Here is a 20,187-nt window from a genome sequence, read left to right as displayed (position 1 = left end):
TTACAACTTTGTTGCTAATTTACTGTACTTTACTTATCAATTCGTTTAAAGAGCAAGTAATTTGCTCACCATTTGTCATATTTTTTAAAACAAATGTATTATTATCAACATTAGTTACAACAAATTGTATGTTTCTATTTGTAACATATTTCCATTGTTTTTTTTGTTGTTTATTACTTGTTGCTGTATCAGGATATAATTCTGATTTTATGTTGTTTTCTCTTAATGTTTTTATTGCTTTTATTTTTGATAAATTTTCACCCTCATCAAAATTTAAAAATAATACGCGTGGTTTTGGTAACTCAACCTCTTCAAATAAATTTAATTCTTCCATTACCAAATAAATTCTATCCAATCCAAAAGAAATACCTACACCACTCACATCTTTTAACCCGAAGATACCTGTTAAATCATCATAACGACCTCCACCGCCAATTGATCCCATTTTTACACCTTCAGGAGCGCTGACTTCATAAATAGCTCCGGTATAATAATTTAAACCACGTGCTAAGGTTACATCTAAAGTTAAGGTTGCTGAGGCTAAACCAATCTCTTCAATCATGTTTACAACGGTACGTAATTCTTGCACACCTGCTAAGCCTTCATCCGAAGTTTGTAACATTTCTTGCAAAGAAACTAGCTTATCTTGATTACTTCCTGAAAAATTAAACAACGGAGCTACTTTTACAATAGCTTCTTCAGAAATTCCTTTTTCAAGCATTTCTTTTACTACACCTTCTTTACCAATTTTATCTAACTTATCTAAAGCAACTGTAAAATCGATTAATTTATCCGAAGCTCCAATTACCTCAGCTATTCCAGATAAAATTTTTCTGTTATTTATTTTGATAGTCGTACCAAGTAGTCCTAACTTACTAAACACGGTATCATATAATTGTACAAACTCTACTTCTTGTAATAAGGATTTACTTCCTACTACATCAGCATCACATTGATAAAACTCTCTAAAACGTCCTTTTTGTGGACGATCAGCTCTCCAAACAGGCTGAATTTGATACCTTTTAAAAGGAAAAGTAATATCATTTTGATGCTGTACCACGTAACGCGCAAAAGGCACTGTTAAGTCGTAACGTAAGGCTTTTTCTGATATTTTTGATATAATCTTTTGACTATTTTTTTCTGATAGTAAACCTTCATCAACCTTCTTTAAATAATCTCCAGAGTTTAAAATCTTAAAAATTAAACGATCGCCTTCTTCTCCATATTTGCCCATTAAGGTTGATGAGTTTTCGAAACTTGGAGTTTCGATAGGTTGAAATCCAAAATTTTCAAACGAGTGTTTTATTATATTAAAAATATAATTTCTTTTTGCTACTTCATTTGATGAAAAATCTCTGGTTCCTTTTGGGATTGATGGTTTCATGTAAATAATTATGAATTATAGATTCTAAATTATGAGATTCTTCTCAAAACTTAAAATACTTATTTTTTTAAACGTTTGTATTCTGTTACTTCAAATTAAGTTTTTATAAAAGTAAGATACTTAATTTAACTTAGTTGGCAAATATCTGAATTTATAGGCGAATTACGAAGTTTTATTTATTCGTTTTAATCTATATAATGATGCATTTAACTCAAAGCCTAAAAGAAGTATAATCGAATTTAACCAAACAAACAACATTAGTATTAAAAGTGTACCTATTGAACCGTATAATTGATTATAAGTAGCAAATTTATCTACATAAATACCAAAAAGGTAAAAAGAAAACAACGATAATATTGTTGTTAAAATTGCTCCTGCTGAGAAAAAACGAACATCTTTTCCTTGCTTGGTTCCGAAACGAAATAATAAGGACACAATGGTAAAAATCATCAATAAAAAAAGTAATCCTCTTCCCCAATAAAGTAAGTTTAAATCACTTGTATTTAGCCAGCCTATATCACTTATTCTACCTAAAGCTATTTGATAAAAAATAATAGCGACTACTGTTATGATTAAAAAAAGTGACATTAATAAAGAAACACCTAACGAAATAAAATATGCTAAAAAAACACTTCTTATTTCTGTTACATGGTATGAGTACTCAAATCCCCCAAAAATAGCATTAACACCATTGGTCATTAAAAAAATAGATGCTAAAAAACCAAACGAAAGTAACCCTCCGTATTGATTATTAATAATATCTTTTAAAACTAAATCAACAGCATCAAAAGTTTTAGGAGGTAATAATTCTTGAATTAACCAAAAAAGATTGTCTTGAAAACCTTCAATTGGTATGTATGGAATTAAAGATAGTATAAAAAGCATAAACGGAAAAATTGCCATAAAAAAACTGAATGCAATTCCGCCTGCACGCGTTGTTAAAGCTCCTTTTACAATACCTATTACATACATTTCTATTACATCATATAATGACATACCTTGTAAACCCGGAATTTTTATTTTCTTCCCGAATTTTACCAAGAGGTTTATTACTGGTATTTTTTCTAGGTTATTTTCTATTTCTTTTATCATTCAATAATAATATTATACTCCTGTAATAATCCTATTATATTTTCTTTACTAAACTTTGCTCCTTTTAGTTGATTTATTTCAGGATTGATTGTAAAATTAACAGCTGTTGTAAAATTTGATTTTTCTATAATTGAACGATCAAAAATTGCGCTTTTTAAATCACAATTATCAAAAAGTGCACTCGTAATATTTGTTTCGGTAAAATCTACTTCTTGTAAACTACAGTTTGTAAATTTTGTTTTCGGAATTTTAAGTTGATAAAACGATGAAAAATTTAATTGACAATCTTTAAAACTAAACTGTAATAAAAACGAATCACATTCATTAAATTTTACACCTATCATTTTACAATTGATAAACGATACGTCTTTAAAAGCTGTATTTGCTACAATTGCATTGCTAAAGTTACAGTTGATAAATTCACAGTCGTCAAACTGAATATTAGATGCATGTACGTTCTCGAAATTACAATCGGTGAACGTACAATTATCATATTCTCCTTTTTTGATTTTTGCTACCGAAAAATCAACTTTATTAAATGTTTCACTATCAAAATAATCATTCATTATTTTAATCCTCTAGCTTTTAACATTGGTGCTGCTTTCGGGTCTCTTCCTGCAAAAACATTATACATCTTCGCATAATCCATCGTATTTCCTTTTGATAACACTTCTTTTCTAAACTTATCTCCGTTTGCTCGTGTTAACAATCCGTTGTTTTTAAACCAATCAAAAGCATCGTGACTTAACATTTCTGTCCATAAATATGAGTAATATCCAGCAGCATAACCACCACTAAAAATGTGTGCAAAATAAGTAGAACGATATCTTGGCGGTACTTCAGATACTTTTAATTTCATTTTTTCTAATGCCGCTGCTTCAAACTTGGCAACATCTTCAATTTTTGTATCAACAGAAACTGTATGCCATTTCATATCTAAACTAGAAGAAGCTAAGTTTTCAATCATTGAATATCCTTGATTAAAAGTTCCGGCATCTTTAATTTTTTGTAACAATTCGTCAGGAATCACTTCTCCTGTTTTATAATGTACTGCGTAATTATTTAAAACGGCTGGATGTGTTGACCAGTTTTCATTAAACTGCGACGGAAACTCTACAAAATCTCTCGCCGTACTTGTTCCTGAAATTGATGCATATTGTTGATTACCAAACAAACCGTGTAATGCGTGACCAAACTCGTGAAACATCGTTTCTACCTCATCAAAACTAATTAAAGCAGGTTCTCCTGCTGCTGGTTTTGGTGAATTACAAACATTATAAACCACCGGTTTTTGGTTACGTAATTTTGATTGTTTTACAAAAGCACTCATCCAAGCTCCGCCACGCTTGCTATCTCTTGCAAAGAAATCACCATAAAACAATCCTAATTTACTTCCGTCTTCTTCAAACAACTCATATACCACAACATCTGGATGATAAACAGGAATATCAGTACGTTTTTTAAAAGTGATTCCGTATAATTTTGTCGCTGCAAAAAACACTCCTTTTTCTAAAACATTTGTCAATTCGAAATAAGGTTTTATTGCTGCTTCGTTTAAATTGTATTTAGATTTACGTACTTTTTCGGCATAATGATTCCAATCGTAAGCTGTTAATTTAAAGTCTTTTCCTTCTTTATTAATTTCAGCTTGAATTTCTTTAGTTTCTGAGGAAACTTTAGTTAAAGCACCAGGAATTAAACCATCAAACATTTCAAAAACTTTAGCTGGTGTTGATGCCATAGTGCCTTGTAAGCTCCAACTTGCATAATTTTCAAAACCTAAAATTTGTGCTTTTTGAGCCCTTAAAGCCACCATTTTTTTAACCAATTCGCTTGTATCGTATTCTCCAGCATCGGACCTATGGATTGACTTTTCGAATAACTCTTTACGAACTTCTCTGTTTTCTAATGTTTGTAATGATGGTTGTTGTGTGGTATTTATCAACTGAATTTCAAACTTATTATCTTTTGCAATCGATTTAATTTTTTCTTCAGAAAATCCTTTTAATTTTTCTTTATCAGCAACTACAACACCACCTTTTTTACTGGCATCTAATAGTTTTTTACCAAAATCGTTTGATAAGGTTGCTATTTCAGAATTAATCTTTTTTAGTTGCTCTTTTTTATCTTCTGATAAATTAGCTCCAGCTTTTGTAAAGTTTTTATAATACTCCTTTACTAAATGTTTTGATTCTGCGTCAAGTTCTAATCCTTCTAAATTATCATAAACTACTTTTAACTTAGCAAACAACTGCGTGTTTAATAAAATATCATCGTTATGTTTAGAAAACTTAGGCGCTAACTCTTTTTGAACATCTTTAATAACATCATTGGTGTTTGCTCCAGCTAAAGCATAAAAAACAGCAGTTACATTATCCAAAGTTTTGCTACTTTCTTCTAAAGCTAAAATGGTATTTTCAAAGGTTGGAACATCAACATTTGATACAATTTTATCAATTGCTTCGTTCTGTAATTTCATCCCTTTTAAAATAGCAGGCATAAAATGTTCTTCTTTAATTTTAGTAAAATCTGGCGCACCATAATCTAAGGTGCTTTTTACCAATAACGGATTTTCTATAACCATTTTCGTTTTCGATTCTTTTTTAGTTTCTTTAGTATTACAAGAAATTGCCAATACTAAGGTTGCTACTATAATTATATGTTTTTTCATTTTAATAAAATTAAATTAATCAACTGCTTTTAAACTTAAATCTAAATTATATACAGAGTGTGTTAAGGCTCCTGATGATATAAAATCGACTCCACAGTCGGCATATTTACGTATGGTTTCTTCGTTAATTCCTCCCGAAGATTCAGTTAAACAAGTATCACCAATTAAAGCAACAGCTTTACGAGTATCTTCGTAATTAAAATTATCTATTAAGATTCTATACACGCCTTTGTTTGATAAAATTTCTTTAATTTCTTCTAAACTACGCGCTTCAACAATAATTTTAATATCTAAATTTTTTGCTGCTAAATATTTTTTTGTTTTAGTAATTGCTTGGGTAATTCCGCCTGCAAAATCAATATGATTGTCTTTAATCATTACCATATCGTATAAAGCAAATCGATGATTTTCTCCACCTCCAATTTTTACTGCCCATTTTTCTAATGCGCGAATACCTGGCGTGGTTTTACGAGTATCTAACACTTTGGTTTTTGTACCATCTAATAAATTAGCAAAAAACTTTGTTTTAGTAGCAATGGCACTCATACGTTGCATAGCATTTAACACTAAACGTTCTGCCATTAATATTGATTGTGATTTACCGGTAACATAAAAAACAATATCTCCATATTTTACTTCATCTCCATCATTAAGTAATGTTTCAACTTGTAAATTAGCATCTACATATTTAAAAACCATTTTAGCAAACTCAACTCCAGCAATAACTCCGTCATCTTTAACTAATAATTTTGCTTTACCTGTTGCATCCGAAGGAATACAAGAAAGTGAAGTATGATCGCCATCGCCTATATCTTCACGAATGGCATTTGTAATTATTAAATCTAACTCTTTATTAAATTGTTCTTTTGATATCATATTTTCAATAATTATGACGTAAAAATACTATTTTAATTATGAATTACGAATGATGTATTACCCAATTAATACATTTAATTACTAATTTTGGCGCATGAAAATAAAACTACTTGCCATTGGTAAAACTGATGATAAAAATTTGGTTCAATTGATTCAAAATTATCAGAATAGATTAAAACATTATGTGAAGTTTGAATTAGAAATTATACCAGATATCAAAAATGTTAAAAACCTTAGTGAACCACAGCAAAAAGAAAAAGAAGGTGCTTTAATTTTAACAAAACTTCAAAACACTGATCAACTAATTTTATTGGATGATAAGGGAAAGGATTTCACCTCTGTTGAGTTTTCTAAGTATCTTCAAAAAAAGATGAATTCGGGTATTAAACAGTTAGTTTTAGTGATTGGTGGACCATACGGATTTTCGGATGCTGTTTATAAGAAGGCACAAGGAAAAATTTCATTATCAAAAATGACTTTTTCTCACCAAATGATTCGATTATTTGTTACTGAACAGATTTATCGTGGATTTACAATTTTACGAAATGAGCCATATCATCACGAGTAAATTTATCCTTATTTCTTTTATTAATTTATAAAAAAACTGTAATTTTGTCGCCCGAAAAAAATACTTGAAACACCCCAATAAACAAATCAAAATGAATACATTAAAATTTTTATTACTTACTGTTTTTTTTATAAACATAATTGGAACACAGCAAATAAATGCTCAAAATGATTTTAAAGAGTTAAAAACTCAGATAAAGGTAAAAAAAGACCAAGTTAGCGCTAATGAAGAGATTTTAATGAGCGGAATTAAAGCTTTAAAAAGAGTTACAGCTAATTTAGAAGACTTTAAAAAGAGCAAAAAAGCTACTAAAAATGAGGTTAATAGAAAAGAAAAAATCGTTGCAAACATGCAAGATAGACTAACTAGGTTAAACTCTCAGATTGATAATCAAAAAGAAAATCTAGCTTCACTTGAAAGAAAACTTGCAAGAAAAACAAAGAAGAGCACTCCTAAAAAAACGGCTACTCAAAAAGCTAAAAATAATGTAGAAACTCCTATAAAAGATAACGTAAGTGAATTAGCTATACGTAAGCAAAAGCTTGAAGAAGCTCGCAGAAAAATAGAAGAAAGCCGTAAAGCTAAAGAAATTGCATATTTAAAAGAACAGGAAGCTTTGCGTTTAGAGGTTGAAAAACTAGAGCAATTAGATAATCAAATTAAAGCTGAAGAAAAATCTATTATTAAAGAAAAAGGAACTTTAATTAGCGATTATGAGGATGACATTAGTATTAATGAAGAAATTTTAATTAGTGGTAAAGAAGGTTTAGCTAAAATGAAAGCAAAATTAGAGACTGCTAAAAAAGACCCTACTACTTCTAAAGAAAGTATTGCTCGTAAAGAAGCTATTATTGTTAAAATTCAAGAGCGTTTAAACAAAATTCAAAACGAAATAAACACTAAAAAGGTAGAGTTAGCAAAATTAAAAGCATAATCACTTTTTATTATTTTATAAAAAAAAGCGAAATTTAGGATAATCTAAATTTCGCTTTTTTCATACAACTATTTTTTAGCCAACTTATACAGCACAATTACCTCAATAATAATAGTAGGTATTAATAAAAACAATCCTAAAGTAGCTAAAATAACCGTTGTTAAACAAATACCTGTTACAATTTCTACAATTCCGTTTACTTGAATTAAAGTTCCCAATTGTTGTTTTAATTGCAATAAACTTATTCCGAAAATTATTTGAACAATTCCAAAAACCAATAATTTAACAACAATTGATATAGCAATAATTTCATCTGATAAGTTTACAAGAAACACATCATATATTGCAAAAAGAACATAAGTAACCATAAAAATTAACACAATTATTTTTAATAATTTATGTGAATATAGTTTCGCTATTTTTAAAAACCCTCTGAAAAAAAATACAAACGTTAATGCAGAAACAGCTTTAACACCTGTATATAAAAAATTATTAAAAATAGCAGTACCTTTTGTAAACTGAAATACATCAGCTATAGCCTCTATAAATCCAAAAACAAAATAAACGACCCCAAAAAACCAAGCTAAATTCAACACTTTTTTATCTTGACTATTTATTTCTACATCGTTTAAAAAACTTTCATCAATATTAGTATCCAATGCTTCTAAAATAACCTTAATAGTAAAACTCCTCGGTGTGGTTTCTCCTGCTTCTATTCGCTGAATTGTTCGCACATTAATATTACATTTTTCAACTAACTCTTCTTGTGTTAATCCTTTTTGTTTTCTTAATTCAAAAATCTTTTTTCCTAATGCTGGTTGTTTCATGGTAAGTAAGTTTTTATTTTCCATACAATGTTACTTTTGCTTTTTAATTTGATAAAGTTTTTTAATTGATTTTAACCCGACATTATAACGACAATGTACTATAAACAATACTTACAGCAATTTTTTATTTTTATAAATAATTAAATAACTACTTACAAAGATGATAAAAATTGATACATTTGTTAGTAAAAATTGATTAATGAAACTTGTATTTGCTACAAATAATTTAAATAAACTAGCCGAAGTACAAAAAATGCTTCCTAATACTATTGAGCTACTTTCTTTAAAAGATATTAGTTGTTTTGATGACATTGAAGAAACTGCTAGTACTCTGGAAGGTAATGCTAAAATTAAAGCAGATCATATTACAAAAAACTATGGCTATAATTGTTTTGCTGATGATACTGGTTTAGAAATTGAAAGTTTACAAGGAGCTCCTGGAGTATACTCTGCTCGTTATGCTGGTGAACCTAGTAATTCGGAAAAAAATATGCAAAAAGCATTGACCGAATTAAACAAAAAAGAAAATAGAAACGCACAGTTTAGAACCTCTATTTGTTTAAATTTAAACGGAAAACAATTTCTATTTGATGGCATTTGTAAAGGTGTTATTTTAACTCAAAAACAAGGAGAAAAAGGTTTTGGCTACGATCCAATTTTTCAACCAGACGGATTTAACACCTCGTTTGCTGAAATGACCTCGGATGAAAAAAATAACATTAGCCATCGTGGATTAGCAATTCGTAAATTAGTTGAATTTTTAAAATCAATCAACTAATTGAATACTTCTAACAACAATAATTATTTTATTATTTTATCGGTTTTACTGATATTATTTTTCTTTTTAAACACCAGTCTGGGTTCTGTTTCAATTCCTTTTAAAGATATTTTCAACTCACTAACAGGCGGTGTTGCATCTAAAGATAGTTGGCAAACTATCATTTTAAACTTTCGCTTACCCAAAGCAATTACAGCTATTATGGTAGGTTCAGGCCTGTCTATTTGCGGGTTATTAATGCAAACTTTATTTAGAAACCCTCTTGCTGGCCCATTTGTATTAGGAATATCATCTGGAGCTAGTTTAGGAGTTGCTTTGCTTATTTTAGGAACGAGTTTATTTGGAGGCTTGTTTATTTCAATATCTTTTTCAAATTGGGCAATGGCTATCGCTGCAAGTTTAGGCTCGTTTATTGTTTTAACAGCAGTAATTATAGCTGCTAGTAGAGTTAGAAATACCATGTCTATTTTAATTATAGGGTTAATGTTTGGCTCTTTAACTTCAGCCATAATAAGTGTTTTATCGTACTTTAGTGAAGCCGAACAAATTCAACAATATATGTTTTGGAGCTTTGGTAGCTTAGGCAACTTATCATGGACAGAACTTACTGTTTTCGGGTTTATTTACCTTATTGGCATGTTAAGTACATTTACCATTATAAAACCTTTAAATAGTTTTTTATTAGGTGAAAATTATGCTAAAAGCCTGGGTATAAACATTAAAAAAAGTAGAAATATTATTTTAATAATTACCAGCTTATTAACTGGTGTTATTACAGCCTTTTCAGGACCTATTGCTTTTATTGGTATTGCCATACCACACATTGCTAAAATGATTTTTGTAACTTCTAATCATAAAATATTACTCCCAGCAGCCGCACTTATTGGTGCTATTGCTTTATTAATTTGCGATTCAATTGCTCAGTTACCTACAAGTGAATTTACCTTACCTATAAATGCAATTACATCATTATTTGGTGCACCTGTTGTTATTTGGTTATTAGTGAGAAAAAAGAAAATTTATGTATAAAATTGAATAATCTTAAAAAACATATCGTTCTTAAAGCTGATAATCTTTCAATAGGTTATCAAAATAAAAAGCAACAAACTGTTATTGCTGATAATCTTAATTTTTCGGTTGAAAAAGGAAAATTTGTAGCCTTATTAGGTAAAAACGGAATAGGGAAATCTACCTTATTACGTACACTATCTAAAGTACAAAATCCGTTAAGCGGAATTATTGAAGTTAATCAAAAAAACATTCTTAAATATTCTAATCAAGAATTAGCAATATCATTAAGTTTAGTATTAACCGAACGTTTACCACAAAGCCAACTTACCGTTTTTGAATTAATTGCTTTAGGTAGGCAACCTTATACTAATTGGATTGATAAATTATCAGCAAAAGATCTAAAAAAAGTTCTCTGGGCTATCGAACAGACAAATATCGATCACTTAAAGAATAAACGTTTTTATGAATTAAGTGACGGACAATTACAGCGCGTTCTTATTGCTCGTGCTTTAGCTCAAGATACCGAAATTATTATTTTAGATGAGCCTACCGCACACTTAGACATTCATCATACCTTTAAAGTTTTTTCTTTATTAAAGCAATTAGTTGAAAAAACAGGAAAAACAATCATTATTTCTACACATGAAGTAAACCTTGCTATTCAATTAGCTGATGAATTTATTTTACTTTCTGAACAACAAATTTATAATGGAACTGCAAAAGAGTTAATCAATCAAAATGCTTTTGACCAATTATTCCCTAAAGAGTTGATTAATTTTAACAAAACATTAGAACAATTCGTCATCAAGAAAAATTAAATTTGGCTGATTATAACAATATGTTATTTTTGAACATCAATCAAACCTTAAATTAATGAAAAAATTACTTTTTATAGCAAGTGCAATAGCACTTACCGCTTGTGGAGCAAGTAAAGACACTGCAAATAATGAGCATAAAAATGATACTAATATAGATTACGCTGCTAAATATGCTAAAACAATTACCGCTAAAGATTTAGGTAAACATTTATTTGTATATGCTTCTGATGAGTTTGAAGGACGTGACACAGGTGAACCTGGGCAAAAAAAAGCAGTCAATTATTTAAGAGATTTTTATAAAAATGAAGGTATTATATCTCCTTTAGGTAACAATAATTATTTTCAAAAAGTCCCTTCTGAATACTTAAGTAATAACCGTAGAGGAATGAAATTAAAAGATTCTGAAAATGTTGTTGCTTTTATTGAAGGAACAGAAAAACCAGAAGAAATTTTAGTAATTTCCGCTCATTTAGATCACGAAGGTGTAAAAAATGGAAAAATATACAATGGTGCTGATGATGATGGATCTGGAACTGTTGCCATTTTAGAAATTGCAGAAGCTTTTAAACAAGCTTATAACGAAGGTAAAAAACCAAAACGTTCTATTTTATTTTTACACGTAACTGGTGAAGAAAAAGGACTATTAGGCTCTAAATATTATACAGAAAACCCAATTTTTCCTTTAGCAAATACTGTTACCAATTTAAACATTGATATGATTGGTAGAGTTGATGATCGTCATAAAGGGAATCCTAATTATGTATATTTAATCGGCGCTGATAAATTAAGTACTGAGCTACATAATATTTCTGAAGCTATAAATAAAAAATACACAAATGTTGCTTTAGATTATAAGTATAACGATGAAAACGACCCAAACCGTTACTACTATCGTTCTGATCATTATAACTTTGCAAAAAATAACATTCCTGTTATTTTTTATTTTAACGGTACTCATGATGACTACCATCAACCAACAGACACACCTGATAAAATCAACTACGAGATGTTAGAAAACAGAACTCGTTTAGTTTTTCATACTGCTTGGGAGCTTGCAAATCGTGATAATCGTGTTATTGTTGACAAAGGGGAAAAAGCAAAGTAACAAACATATTTCTTACATAAAAACTCGCCATTTGGTGAGTTTTTTTTTAACCTTTTAATTACATCTAAAGACTAAAAAATCAATATCTTTCACTAAAAAATAACACATGGAAAATTTAACTAACAAAAAAGCTATCATAACTGGAGGTGGTAGAGGTTTAGGAAAAGCTACCGCAATTGCTTTTGCTAAAAAAGGAATAAACGTTGCTATAACTGGTAGAAATGAAGAACGTTTACTTAGCACTGTTAAAGAATTAAAAAAATATAACATACAAGCAACTTACGCTGTTTTTGACGTAAGCAATTACAACGAAGTTCAAAAAGGGATAAAAGACATTATAACTACTTTTGGCACTGTTGATATTTTAGTAAATAATGCAGGTATTGCTGCTTTTGGTTCGCTAAACGAAATGCCCGTTGAAGATTGGACACAAATTATACAAACCAATTTAATGGGAATGTATTATGTTACCAAAGAAGTTTTACCTTATTTAATTGAAAAAAACGAAGGTGATATTATTAATATTGCTTCTACTGCAGGCTTAAACGGAAATGCAACGACCTCAGCATATTCAGCCTCTAAATTTGCTGTAATCGGAATGTCCGAATCATTAATGAAAGAAGTTCGTAAAAATAATATTAGAGTATGCACTCTTACCCCTAGTACAATTGCTTCTGACATGTCTTTAGAATTAGGGATTACCGATGGAAATACAGAAAAAGTATTACAGCCAGATGATTTCGCCGATCTAATTGTAGCTGGTTTAAGTTTACCTAGAAGAGCTATGCTTAAAGGTGCCTCTTTATGGTCAACCAATCCGTAAAAATAATTAGAGGTTTTCTTTACAAGTAAAAGAAAACCTCTAATAATTTAATTCAGTCCATTTTTTAGGTTCAAAAAAACAATATTCTTAAACTGTTCTTCTAAAAAGGTAATTGCTTTTTTACTTCTTATTCCCGATTTACAATACACAACTAAAGGTTTATCAATATGCAACTCTTTAAATCGATTTGATAATTCTCCCAAAGGAATATGCTGTCCGTTTATATGATGTTGTTCACGCTCCCAATTTTCACGCACATCTAATAAATTATATTTCGGTAAATCATTTTGAAGTTCCTCAAAAGTAATTTCATTTTTCACAGCTTTTATTCCACAGAAAAAATCATAATCTTTTTCTAACGCTGTTACAATACTATTACTTGATTTCTCTAATTTTAAAATCATTTGGCGCATAGTCAACGTATCATACATCAATAATTTATTAGCAAGTACTTCTCCTATTTCACAAATAATTTTAATTGCTTCGTTTGCTTGTAAACTTCCTATAATTCCTGGTAAAACACCTACAACACCTATTTGAGAGCAATTTGGAGATTCATCTGGTTTTGGTGGTGTTGGGTATAAACATCTATAAGTTGCACTTTCTTTATAATTAAAAACACTTACTTGGCCTTCAAACTTAAAAATTGCACCATACACTAAAGGCTTATTTGTTATAACCGCTGCATCGTTGGTTAAATAACGGGTCGAAAAATTATCACTTCCATCTACAATAACATCATATTTTTCAAACAATGAAATGGCATTTTTGTTGGTTAATTTTTCTTTATATACTTTAAAGTTTACAAACGGATTTAACCTCGATAATCGCTTTGCAGCTGTTGCTGCTTTCGACAAGCCAATATCATCAATGGTATATAAAATTTGACGCTGCAAATTACTTTGATCAACTACATCATCATCAATAACTCCTATTGTTCCTACTCCTGCTGCTGTTAAGTATTGCAATACAGGACAACCCAATCCGCCAGCACCAATCACTAAAACTTTTGCTCGTTTTAATTTTAGCTGCCCTTTTTCTCCTATTTTATCTAGAATAAGATGGCGATTGTATTGTTTTTGTTCTTCGTTACTTAAATTCATTAGTTTTTTATTGACTCAAAATGTGCCCAATCTTTCCAAACCACTTCTAAACCTCTGTCTTTTAACATTTTCACCACTTGTTCTGTACTTCGTTCATCAGAGATTTCAAATTGCTCTAAAGATTGTGGTTCTACTGAATATCCTCCAGGATTTGTTTTAGATTCGGCACTAATAGACGTAGCTCCTAAATTAACAATATTATTTCTAAAAACTTCACTTTCTCTGGTTGACATTGACAATTCAACATCTTCATCAAACAAGCGAAATGCACAAATTAATTGTACCAAATCAGCATCAGTCATTTCAACTTTTGGTTCTAATCCGCCAGAATGTGGTCGTAACCTCGGAAAAGAGATAGAATACTTTGTTTTCCAATATGTTTTTTGCAAATATTTTAAATGTAATGCTGTAAAAAAACTATCAGCACGCCAATCTTCCAATCCAAATAAAGCACCCAATCCTATTTTATGAATTCCAGCTTTCCCTAATCTATCTGGTGTATCTAAACGGTAATCAAAATTAGATTTTTTCCCCTTCGGATGATGTTTCTTATACTCATCTCTATGATACGTTTCTTGATAAACTAATACAGCGTACAATCCTGCTTCGATTAAAGATTCATATTCATCCTGATCTAAAGGTTGCACTTCAATCGTAATATTTGAAAATTGCGAACGTATTAATTCGATTGCATTTTTAATATAATTAACGCCAACCGTTTTATTTGCTTCACCAGTAACCAACAAAATATGATCGTATCCTTTTTCTTTTAAAAAAGCTACTTCTTTTAAAACTTCAGCGTCGGTTAACGTTCGTCTAGGTATTTTATTAGTCATACTAAAACCACAGTATGTACAAATATTTTGGCATTCGTTACTCAAATACATTGGCGCATACATTTGTATTGTGTTACCAAATCGCTTTTTAGTAAGTAAGCTACTTTTTTGTGCCATTTGCTCGATATACGGGCGTGCAGCAGGAGATATCAATGCTTTAAAATCTTCTAAATCAATTTTTTCTTTCGATAAAGCACGCATTACCTCATCAGTAGTCTTATTAAAAATACTTTTTAAGGTATCATCCCAACTATACGTATCGAAAAGCTCTTTAAATTTACTCATTTTTTAATTTAAAAACGATGTTAACGGGCTACTTGCCTCGGCTTCCGCTCTTATAGGAGCTAACTTTGCTTCGAATGCCATTCTACCCGCTTCTACTGCCATTTTAAATGCTTTTGCCATTACTACTGGGTTTTCTGACACTGCTATTGCGGTGTTTACCAAAACCGCATCGGCACCAATTTCCATGGCTTGTGCTGCATGTGATGGTGCACCAATACCTGCATCAACAATTACCGGAACGTTAGATTGCTCAATAATTATATCTAAAAACTCTACCGTCTTTAACCCTTTATTACTTCCAATCGGCGCACCTAAAGGCATTACACATTGTGTACCCACATCTTCCAATCGTTTACATAAAACAGGATCGGCATGAATATATGGCATTACCACAAATCCTTTTTTAACCAATTCTTCAGCAGCTTTTAAAGTTTCTATAGGATCTGGTAATAAATACCTCGGATCGGGATGTATTTCTAATTTTACCCAATTGGTTTCTAAAGCTTCTCTTGATAATTCTGCCGCAAATACGGCTTCTTTTGCAGTTCTAACTCCAGATGTATTCGGTAATAAATTTATTATCGAATGATTTAAGTGTGTTAAAATATCATCTTCTTTATCTTTAACATCTACTCGTTTTAAAGCAACGGTTACTAATTCACTTTCTGATGCTACTAATGATTCTTTCATTAATTGTGAAGAACTAAACTTTCCTGTTCCAGTAAACAGTCTTGAGTTAAATTCTTTATCTGCTATTTTTAATACTTTGTTCATTATTTTTTTAGGCTACTTATCGTCCATTTTATACACTTGTTCTTGTGTACTTGGCGCGTTTAATATTTTATGAAAAACAGGTATACTTGTAAAATCGTTGGTTATTGCTGCTGATACAGCAACACCGTAAACACCTGTTTGTATAATTTTTGTGGTATCATCTAACATAATTCCGCCTACCGCTATAATTGGAGTTTCAGTTTTTAATTCATCTAACAATACTTGATAACCTACGGTTCCTAAAACAGGACTTAAGTTCTTTTTTGTTTCTGTAAACTGAAAAGGCCCTAAACCTATATAATCTACTTTTTTTTCTAGTAATGTTTTACAATCCTCTAAGGTGTTTGCCGTTCCTCCAATACTGTAAAATTTACCTAAATATGCACGAACTTTTAACGGACAAGCATCTGATTTACCTAAATGAACACCATCAGCATTTACTTCTTTGGCTACTTTATAATGATCATTAATAATTAATCTAGTTTGAAAATGTCCTGTAATTTCTCGTGCTTTTTTTGCGGTTTCTAACAACGTTTTCGGATCAACTTTTTTTAATCGTAATTGCACCCATTCCACACCTGAAGCACAAGCTCTTTGAATATTTTCTAAATGCTGTTCGGGTGTATTTCCTTGTGTTATATAATGTAATTTACTTACCATTTTATTTGTAGTTATGAGTTCCTAACAAGGAATCGTTCGAGTTTAAAAATTGTTCTGTATATCGTTTTGTGTTTTTACAGGCGTCTTCTAAAGAAAGTTCTAACGCTAAGTTAGCCGTTAATGCGGATGATAAAACACAACCACTTCCGTGTTTTTCATATACTTTATTCGCTATTGGAGAAATATTTAATTGTACTATTTTATTATAATACACTTCATCCCATCCTTTTTTATCTTTTCTATGCCCTCCTTTTAAATAAAGGTTTGTTTTACTAGCAATAAATTCAATAGTTTCTTCAATATTTTTATCAGGAAACAATGCTTTTATTTCATTATAATTTGGTGTAACAAAATTACAATTATCTAATACTTTTTCGAGTGTTTTTAAGTTTTTACTTGTATGAAATTCAAATCCTGCACTGGCTTTTAAAATAGGATCTAACACTATTTTTATCTTCGGATTTAATCGTTTTAAAGTTTGTATTACTTCTAACAAAACATCCCAAGATTCAATAATTCCTATTTTTACTACGGATATTGAAAATCGCTCAAACAAAGCTTTAATTTGATTGATGATTACAGTTTTATCAATCCAAACACAATCTTTAAAATCAATATCATTTTGAATAGTAACAGCTGTACAAACTGACAATCCATATAAACCATGCGCCTCAAATGTTTTAATATCTGAAGTAATTCCTGCGCCACTTGATGGATCTAGTCCTGCAATGGTTAATATGTAGTTATTTTTATTCAATATGCTATTTCTTTATTTTGATTCTGATAACAATAGTTAATATAAAAATGTTCTCGTTACTTTTTTATTCCGTTATCACTTCATAAAAAACACTCGAACTGACATATAGTTCTCGACTGCGCTCGAACTGACAAACGAATAAAATTATTGAGTTAAACAATTTTTATATTGATACTTTATCTCTCTAAAACTTTCAATCGGATTTTCAGCATTCCAAACACCACCTAAAACACCAATTCCTTTAAATCCTAAGTCGATTGTTTTTGCAATGGTTTCTTTATTAATTCCGCCCATTCCTACGATTGATTTATCGATATGGTTTACATCAAAACCTCTTCCTTCATATCCTTTTTTAGAAATGGATGAAAAAACTGGACTCAATAAATGATAATCGAATTCAATATCACAAACTTCAATATCTTTAGGTTCGTGAAAAGAACTACTCATTGTTTTTCCTAACATATTTAATCCTATAAAATACCTATTTCCGTTTTCTAAAGCTTCGCGTCTTTTTTGTTCTTGAAAATGGATTCCTTTTAAATTAAATTCATTCGTTAATTCATGAAAATAATGTACGATTATCTTATTATGATATTTTGCATCAATTTTATTTAAATATGAAACGTGCTCTTCTAAATTTTTAAACGGTTTTCTTAAATGATAGTATTCTAAACCTGCTTCAAATAATTGATGTAGTATTTCAATTTCGTTTGCTACATCTTTTTCGGGGGCTATAAGTACTATCATATTCGTTTAATTTAGTCGCTTTTAATTTGGTGTAAAAATAACCTAATTTAATCTTGAAATAGCAGGTTTACCTTATCGTTTACTGCCTGTTATCACAGTTATTATTTTTCGGGTTAGGGATTGCAGTGGCATCCTTTTGCATTTTGTTCGAGTTAATTTATGCAGTAGAACGAAATAAATTAGTATCGAGAACTTGCAAAAGATATAACGGAAAGCCCGCCTACGCCTTAATAAAAAGGCGTAGGAACCTCCTAATTATTTTATAAATATACTTCTGAACCTTTTTCTTTAAATTCTTTCGACTTTTCGTCCATTCCTTTTTGGAAGATTTCGTTATTCTCATCAATTTCATTCTCAGCAGCAAAATCACGTACTTCTTGCGAAATTTTCATAGAACAGAATTTTGGACCACACATAGAACAAAAGTGTGCAATTTTTGCACCTGCAGCTGGTAACGTTTCATCGTGATATTCACGAGCCCGCTCTGGGTCTAATCCTAAATTAAATTGATCTTCCCAACGGAACTCGAAACGCGCCATACTCAACGCATTATCTCTGTGCTGAGAACCTGGATGCCCTTTTGCTAAATCGGCTGCATGGGCTGCTAATTTATAAGTTACAACACCTACACGTACATCCTCTTTATTAGGCAGTCCTAAATGTTCTTTTGGCGTTACGTAACACAACATGGCACAACCATACCAACCAATCATAGCGGCTCCGATACCCGAAGTAATATGATCGTAACCTGGTGCAATATCAGTTGTTAAAGGCCCTAAAGTATAAAAAGGAGCTTCGTCACAAACTTCAATTTGCTTCTCCATATTTTCTTTAATCATGTGCATTGGCACATGTCCTGGCCCTTCAATAAAACACTGAACTTCATGCTTACGAGCAATCTGAGTTAACTCACCCAAGGTCTCTAACTCCGCAAATTGTGCTTCGTCATTTGCATCAGCAACCGAGCCTGGTCGTAATCCGTCACCTAAAGAAAAGGCAACATCATATTGCTTTAATATTTCACAAATATCTTCGAAATGTGTGTATAAAAAACTTTCTTTATGATGTGCTAAACACCATTTTGCCATAATTGAACCTCCACGAGACACAATACCTGTAACACGTTTTGCAGTCATTGGTACGTAACGTAACAAAACTCCGGCATGGATGGTAAAGTAATCTACTCCTTGTTCTGCTTGTTCAATTAACGTATCGCGGAAAATCTCCCACGTTAAATCCTCTGCAACTCCGTTTACTTTTTCTAAAGCTTGATATATTGGCACGGTACCTACTGGAACTGGTGAATTACGGATAATCCACTCACGAGTTTCATGGATATTTTCTCCGGTGGATAGATCCATAATATTATCTGCTCCCCAACGACAAGCCCAAACGGCTTTTTCTACTTCTTCTTCAATTGATGAAGTAACCGCGGAGTTACCAATATTGGCATTAATTTTTACTAAGAAGTTACGCCCTAAAATCATAGGTTCGGCTTCTGGGTGATTAATATTTGATGGAATAATTGCACGTCCTCTTGCTACTTCTGATCGTACAAATTCTGGTGTAATTTTTTCTGGAATAGAAGCACCGAAATGTTCGCCTTTATGTTGCTTTCTTATTTCAGTCATTTCATCTATTCGTTGATTTTCACGAATAGCAATGTATTCCATTTCTGGCGTAATTGTTCCTTTTTTAGCATAATGCAATTGTGTTACATTTTGCCCTTTTTTAGCGCGCATAGGTTTTTTAAGTAACTTAAAACGCATGTGATCTAAACTTTTATCGTTTAAACGTTCGTTACAATATTCTGATGAGTATGAATCAAGTTCTTCAACATCACCACGCTCTTTTATCCAAGATTCACGAATACGCTCTATACCGCTATGAATATCGATTTCTTTATTAGGATCAGTATATGGCCCTGAAGTATCGTAAACAGTAACTGGTTCGTTTGGTGTTTTCTTTTTGGTCATAGAATCTACCGTATCACTTAACGAAATTTCACGCATTGCTACTTTAATTTGCGGGTGAATTTTTCCGTTTACGTAAATTTTTTTCGAATTCGGAAACGGGTTTCTTGTTATTCCGTCTTGTTTTGGAGCTGTGTCTTTGTTCTTCATCTGATACTTAGTGTT

The 20,187-nt window shown here is 30.9% G+C and carries 20 protein-coding genes; 7 read left to right on the top strand and 13 right to left on the bottom strand.

Features of this window, described 5'->3' with window-relative positions; all coding sequences use genetic code 11:
* Window positions 1–19: 19 nt before the first annotated feature.
* From hisS to nadC, 5 genes are all read right to left on the bottom strand, one after another.
* A complete protein-coding gene (gene hisS / locus BA195_RS06330; RefSeq protein WP_068703523.1) occupies window positions 20–1,384 on the bottom strand; it encodes a histidine--tRNA ligase in 1,365 nt (454 codons plus the stop codon).
* Window positions 1,385–1,546: 162 nt separating this feature from the next.
* Entirely contained in the window at window positions 1,547–2,476 is a 930-nt protein-coding gene (locus BA195_RS06325) for a YihY/virulence factor BrkB family protein (RefSeq protein ID WP_068703521.1), read from the bottom strand.
* Window positions 2,473–3,042: a pentapeptide repeat-containing protein gene (locus BA195_RS06320; protein WP_068703516.1), complete on the bottom strand. Its 570-nt coding sequence runs from the start codon at window positions 3,040–3,042 to the stop codon at window positions 2,473–2,475. Before BA195_RS06320 ends, BA195_RS06325 begins: the two co-directional genes overlap by 4 nt.
* The gene (locus BA195_RS06315; protein WP_068703514.1) at window positions 3,042–5,147 is read right to left on the bottom strand and encodes a M3 family metallopeptidase; all 2,106 of its coding nucleotides are present in this window, start codon (window positions 5,145–5,147) and stop codon (window positions 3,042–3,044) included. The genes BA195_RS06320 and BA195_RS06315 overlap by 1 nt, the downstream gene beginning before the upstream one ends.
* A 15-nt stretch (window positions 5,148–5,162) precedes the next feature.
* A complete protein-coding gene (nadC, locus tag BA195_RS06310; RefSeq protein ID WP_068703512.1) occupies window positions 5,163–6,023 on the bottom strand; it encodes a carboxylating nicotinate-nucleotide diphosphorylase in 861 nt (286 codons plus the stop codon).
* A gap of 94 nt (window positions 6,024–6,117) precedes the next feature.
* On the opposite strand from nadC, the gene rlmH reads away from it, so the two are divergent.
* Window positions 6,118–6,591 (top strand): 23S rRNA (pseudouridine(1915)-N(3))-methyltransferase RlmH, encoded by a 474-nt coding sequence (rlmH, locus tag BA195_RS06305; RefSeq protein ID WP_068703510.1) that lies wholly within the window; start codon window positions 6,118–6,120, stop codon window positions 6,589–6,591.
* Window positions 6,592–6,682: 91 nt separating this feature from the next.
* The gene (locus tag BA195_RS06300) at window positions 6,683–7,525 is read left to right on the top strand and encodes a coiled-coil domain-containing protein (RefSeq protein WP_141677656.1); all 843 of its coding nucleotides are present in this window, start codon (window positions 6,683–6,685) and stop codon (window positions 7,523–7,525) included.
* Window positions 7,526–7,593: 68 nt separating this feature from the next.
* Here the strand turns inward: BA195_RS06300 and BA195_RS06295 are convergent, their stop codons facing one another.
* The gene (locus tag BA195_RS06295; RefSeq protein ID WP_068703506.1) at window positions 7,594–8,376 is read right to left on the bottom strand and encodes a helix-turn-helix domain-containing protein; all 783 of its coding nucleotides are present in this window, start codon (window positions 8,374–8,376) and stop codon (window positions 7,594–7,596) included.
* Window positions 8,377–8,551: 175 nt separating this feature from the next.
* Between BA195_RS06295 and BA195_RS06290 the strand changes: the two genes are divergently transcribed.
* From BA195_RS06290 to BA195_RS06270, 5 genes are all read left to right on the top strand, one after another.
* Complete coding sequence (locus BA195_RS06290; protein ID WP_068703504.1) at window positions 8,552–9,130, top strand: non-canonical purine NTP diphosphatase; 579 nt, start codon at window positions 8,552–8,554, stop codon at window positions 9,128–9,130.
* Window positions 9,131–10,159: a FecCD family ABC transporter permease gene (locus BA195_RS06285; protein WP_068703501.1), complete on the top strand. Its 1,029-nt coding sequence runs from the start codon at window positions 9,131–9,133 to the stop codon at window positions 10,157–10,159. It abuts the gene before it with no gap.
* Between the two features lie 2 nt (window positions 10,160–10,161).
* Entirely contained in the window at window positions 10,162–10,959 is a 798-nt protein-coding gene (locus tag BA195_RS06280; protein ID WP_068703977.1) for an ABC transporter ATP-binding protein, read from the top strand.
* A 55-nt stretch (window positions 10,960–11,014) separates the two neighbouring features.
* Window positions 11,015–12,064 carry a M28 family metallopeptidase gene (locus tag BA195_RS06275; protein ID WP_068703500.1) on the top strand — a complete coding sequence of 350 codons (1,050 nt, stop codon included), beginning with the start codon at window positions 11,015–11,017 and terminating at the stop codon, window positions 12,062–12,064.
* A gap of 106 nt (window positions 12,065–12,170) precedes the next feature.
* Window positions 12,171–12,887 (top strand): 3-ketoacyl-ACP reductase, encoded by a 717-nt coding sequence (locus BA195_RS06270; protein ID WP_068703498.1) that lies wholly within the window; start codon window positions 12,171–12,173, stop codon window positions 12,885–12,887.
* A gap of 47 nt (window positions 12,888–12,934) precedes the next feature.
* Here the strand turns inward: BA195_RS06270 and moeB are convergent, their stop codons facing one another.
* The 7 genes from moeB to thiC all read right to left on the bottom strand — a co-directional run bounded on the left by moeB (window position 12,935) and on the right by thiC (window position 20,172).
* Window positions 12,935–13,990, bottom strand: coding sequence for a HesA/MoeB/ThiF family protein (moeB, locus tag BA195_RS06265; protein WP_068703496.1), 1,056 nt, complete (start codon window positions 13,988–13,990; stop codon window positions 12,935–12,937).
* Complete coding sequence (gene thiH, locus BA195_RS06260; protein ID WP_068703494.1) at window positions 13,990–15,111, bottom strand: 2-iminoacetate synthase ThiH; 1,122 nt, start codon at window positions 15,109–15,111, stop codon at window positions 13,990–13,992. The genes moeB and thiH overlap by 1 nt, the downstream gene beginning before the upstream one ends.
* Before the next feature lie 3 nt (window positions 15,112–15,114).
* Complete coding sequence (locus BA195_RS06255) at window positions 15,115–15,885, bottom strand: thiazole synthase (protein WP_068703492.1); 771 nt, start codon at window positions 15,883–15,885, stop codon at window positions 15,115–15,117.
* Window positions 15,886–15,897: 12 nt separating this feature from the next.
* Window positions 15,898–16,545: a thiamine phosphate synthase gene (gene thiE / locus BA195_RS06250; protein WP_068703490.1), complete on the bottom strand. Its 648-nt coding sequence runs from the start codon at window positions 16,543–16,545 to the stop codon at window positions 15,898–15,900.
* A 1-nt stretch (window position 16,546) separates the two neighbouring features.
* Window positions 16,547–17,302, bottom strand: coding sequence for a hydroxymethylpyrimidine/phosphomethylpyrimidine kinase (locus tag BA195_RS06245; protein ID WP_068703488.1), 756 nt, complete (start codon window positions 17,300–17,302; stop codon window positions 16,547–16,549).
* Window positions 17,303–17,446: 144 nt separating this feature from the next.
* Window positions 17,447–18,049: a thiamine phosphate synthase gene (locus BA195_RS06240; RefSeq protein ID WP_068703486.1), complete on the bottom strand. Its 603-nt coding sequence runs from the start codon at window positions 18,047–18,049 to the stop codon at window positions 17,447–17,449.
* 260 nt (window positions 18,050–18,309) lie between these two features.
* Complete coding sequence (gene thiC / locus BA195_RS06235) at window positions 18,310–20,172, bottom strand: phosphomethylpyrimidine synthase ThiC (protein WP_068703484.1); 1,863 nt, start codon at window positions 20,170–20,172, stop codon at window positions 18,310–18,312.
* Window positions 20,173–20,187: the final 15 nt, after the last annotated feature.

Source organism: Tenacibaculum soleae (assembly GCF_001693415.1).
Taxonomy (GTDB): domain Bacteria; phylum Bacteroidota; class Bacteroidia; order Flavobacteriales; family Flavobacteriaceae; genus Polaribacter; species Polaribacter soleae.
This window is presented reverse-complemented; position numbering and strand designations above follow the sequence as displayed.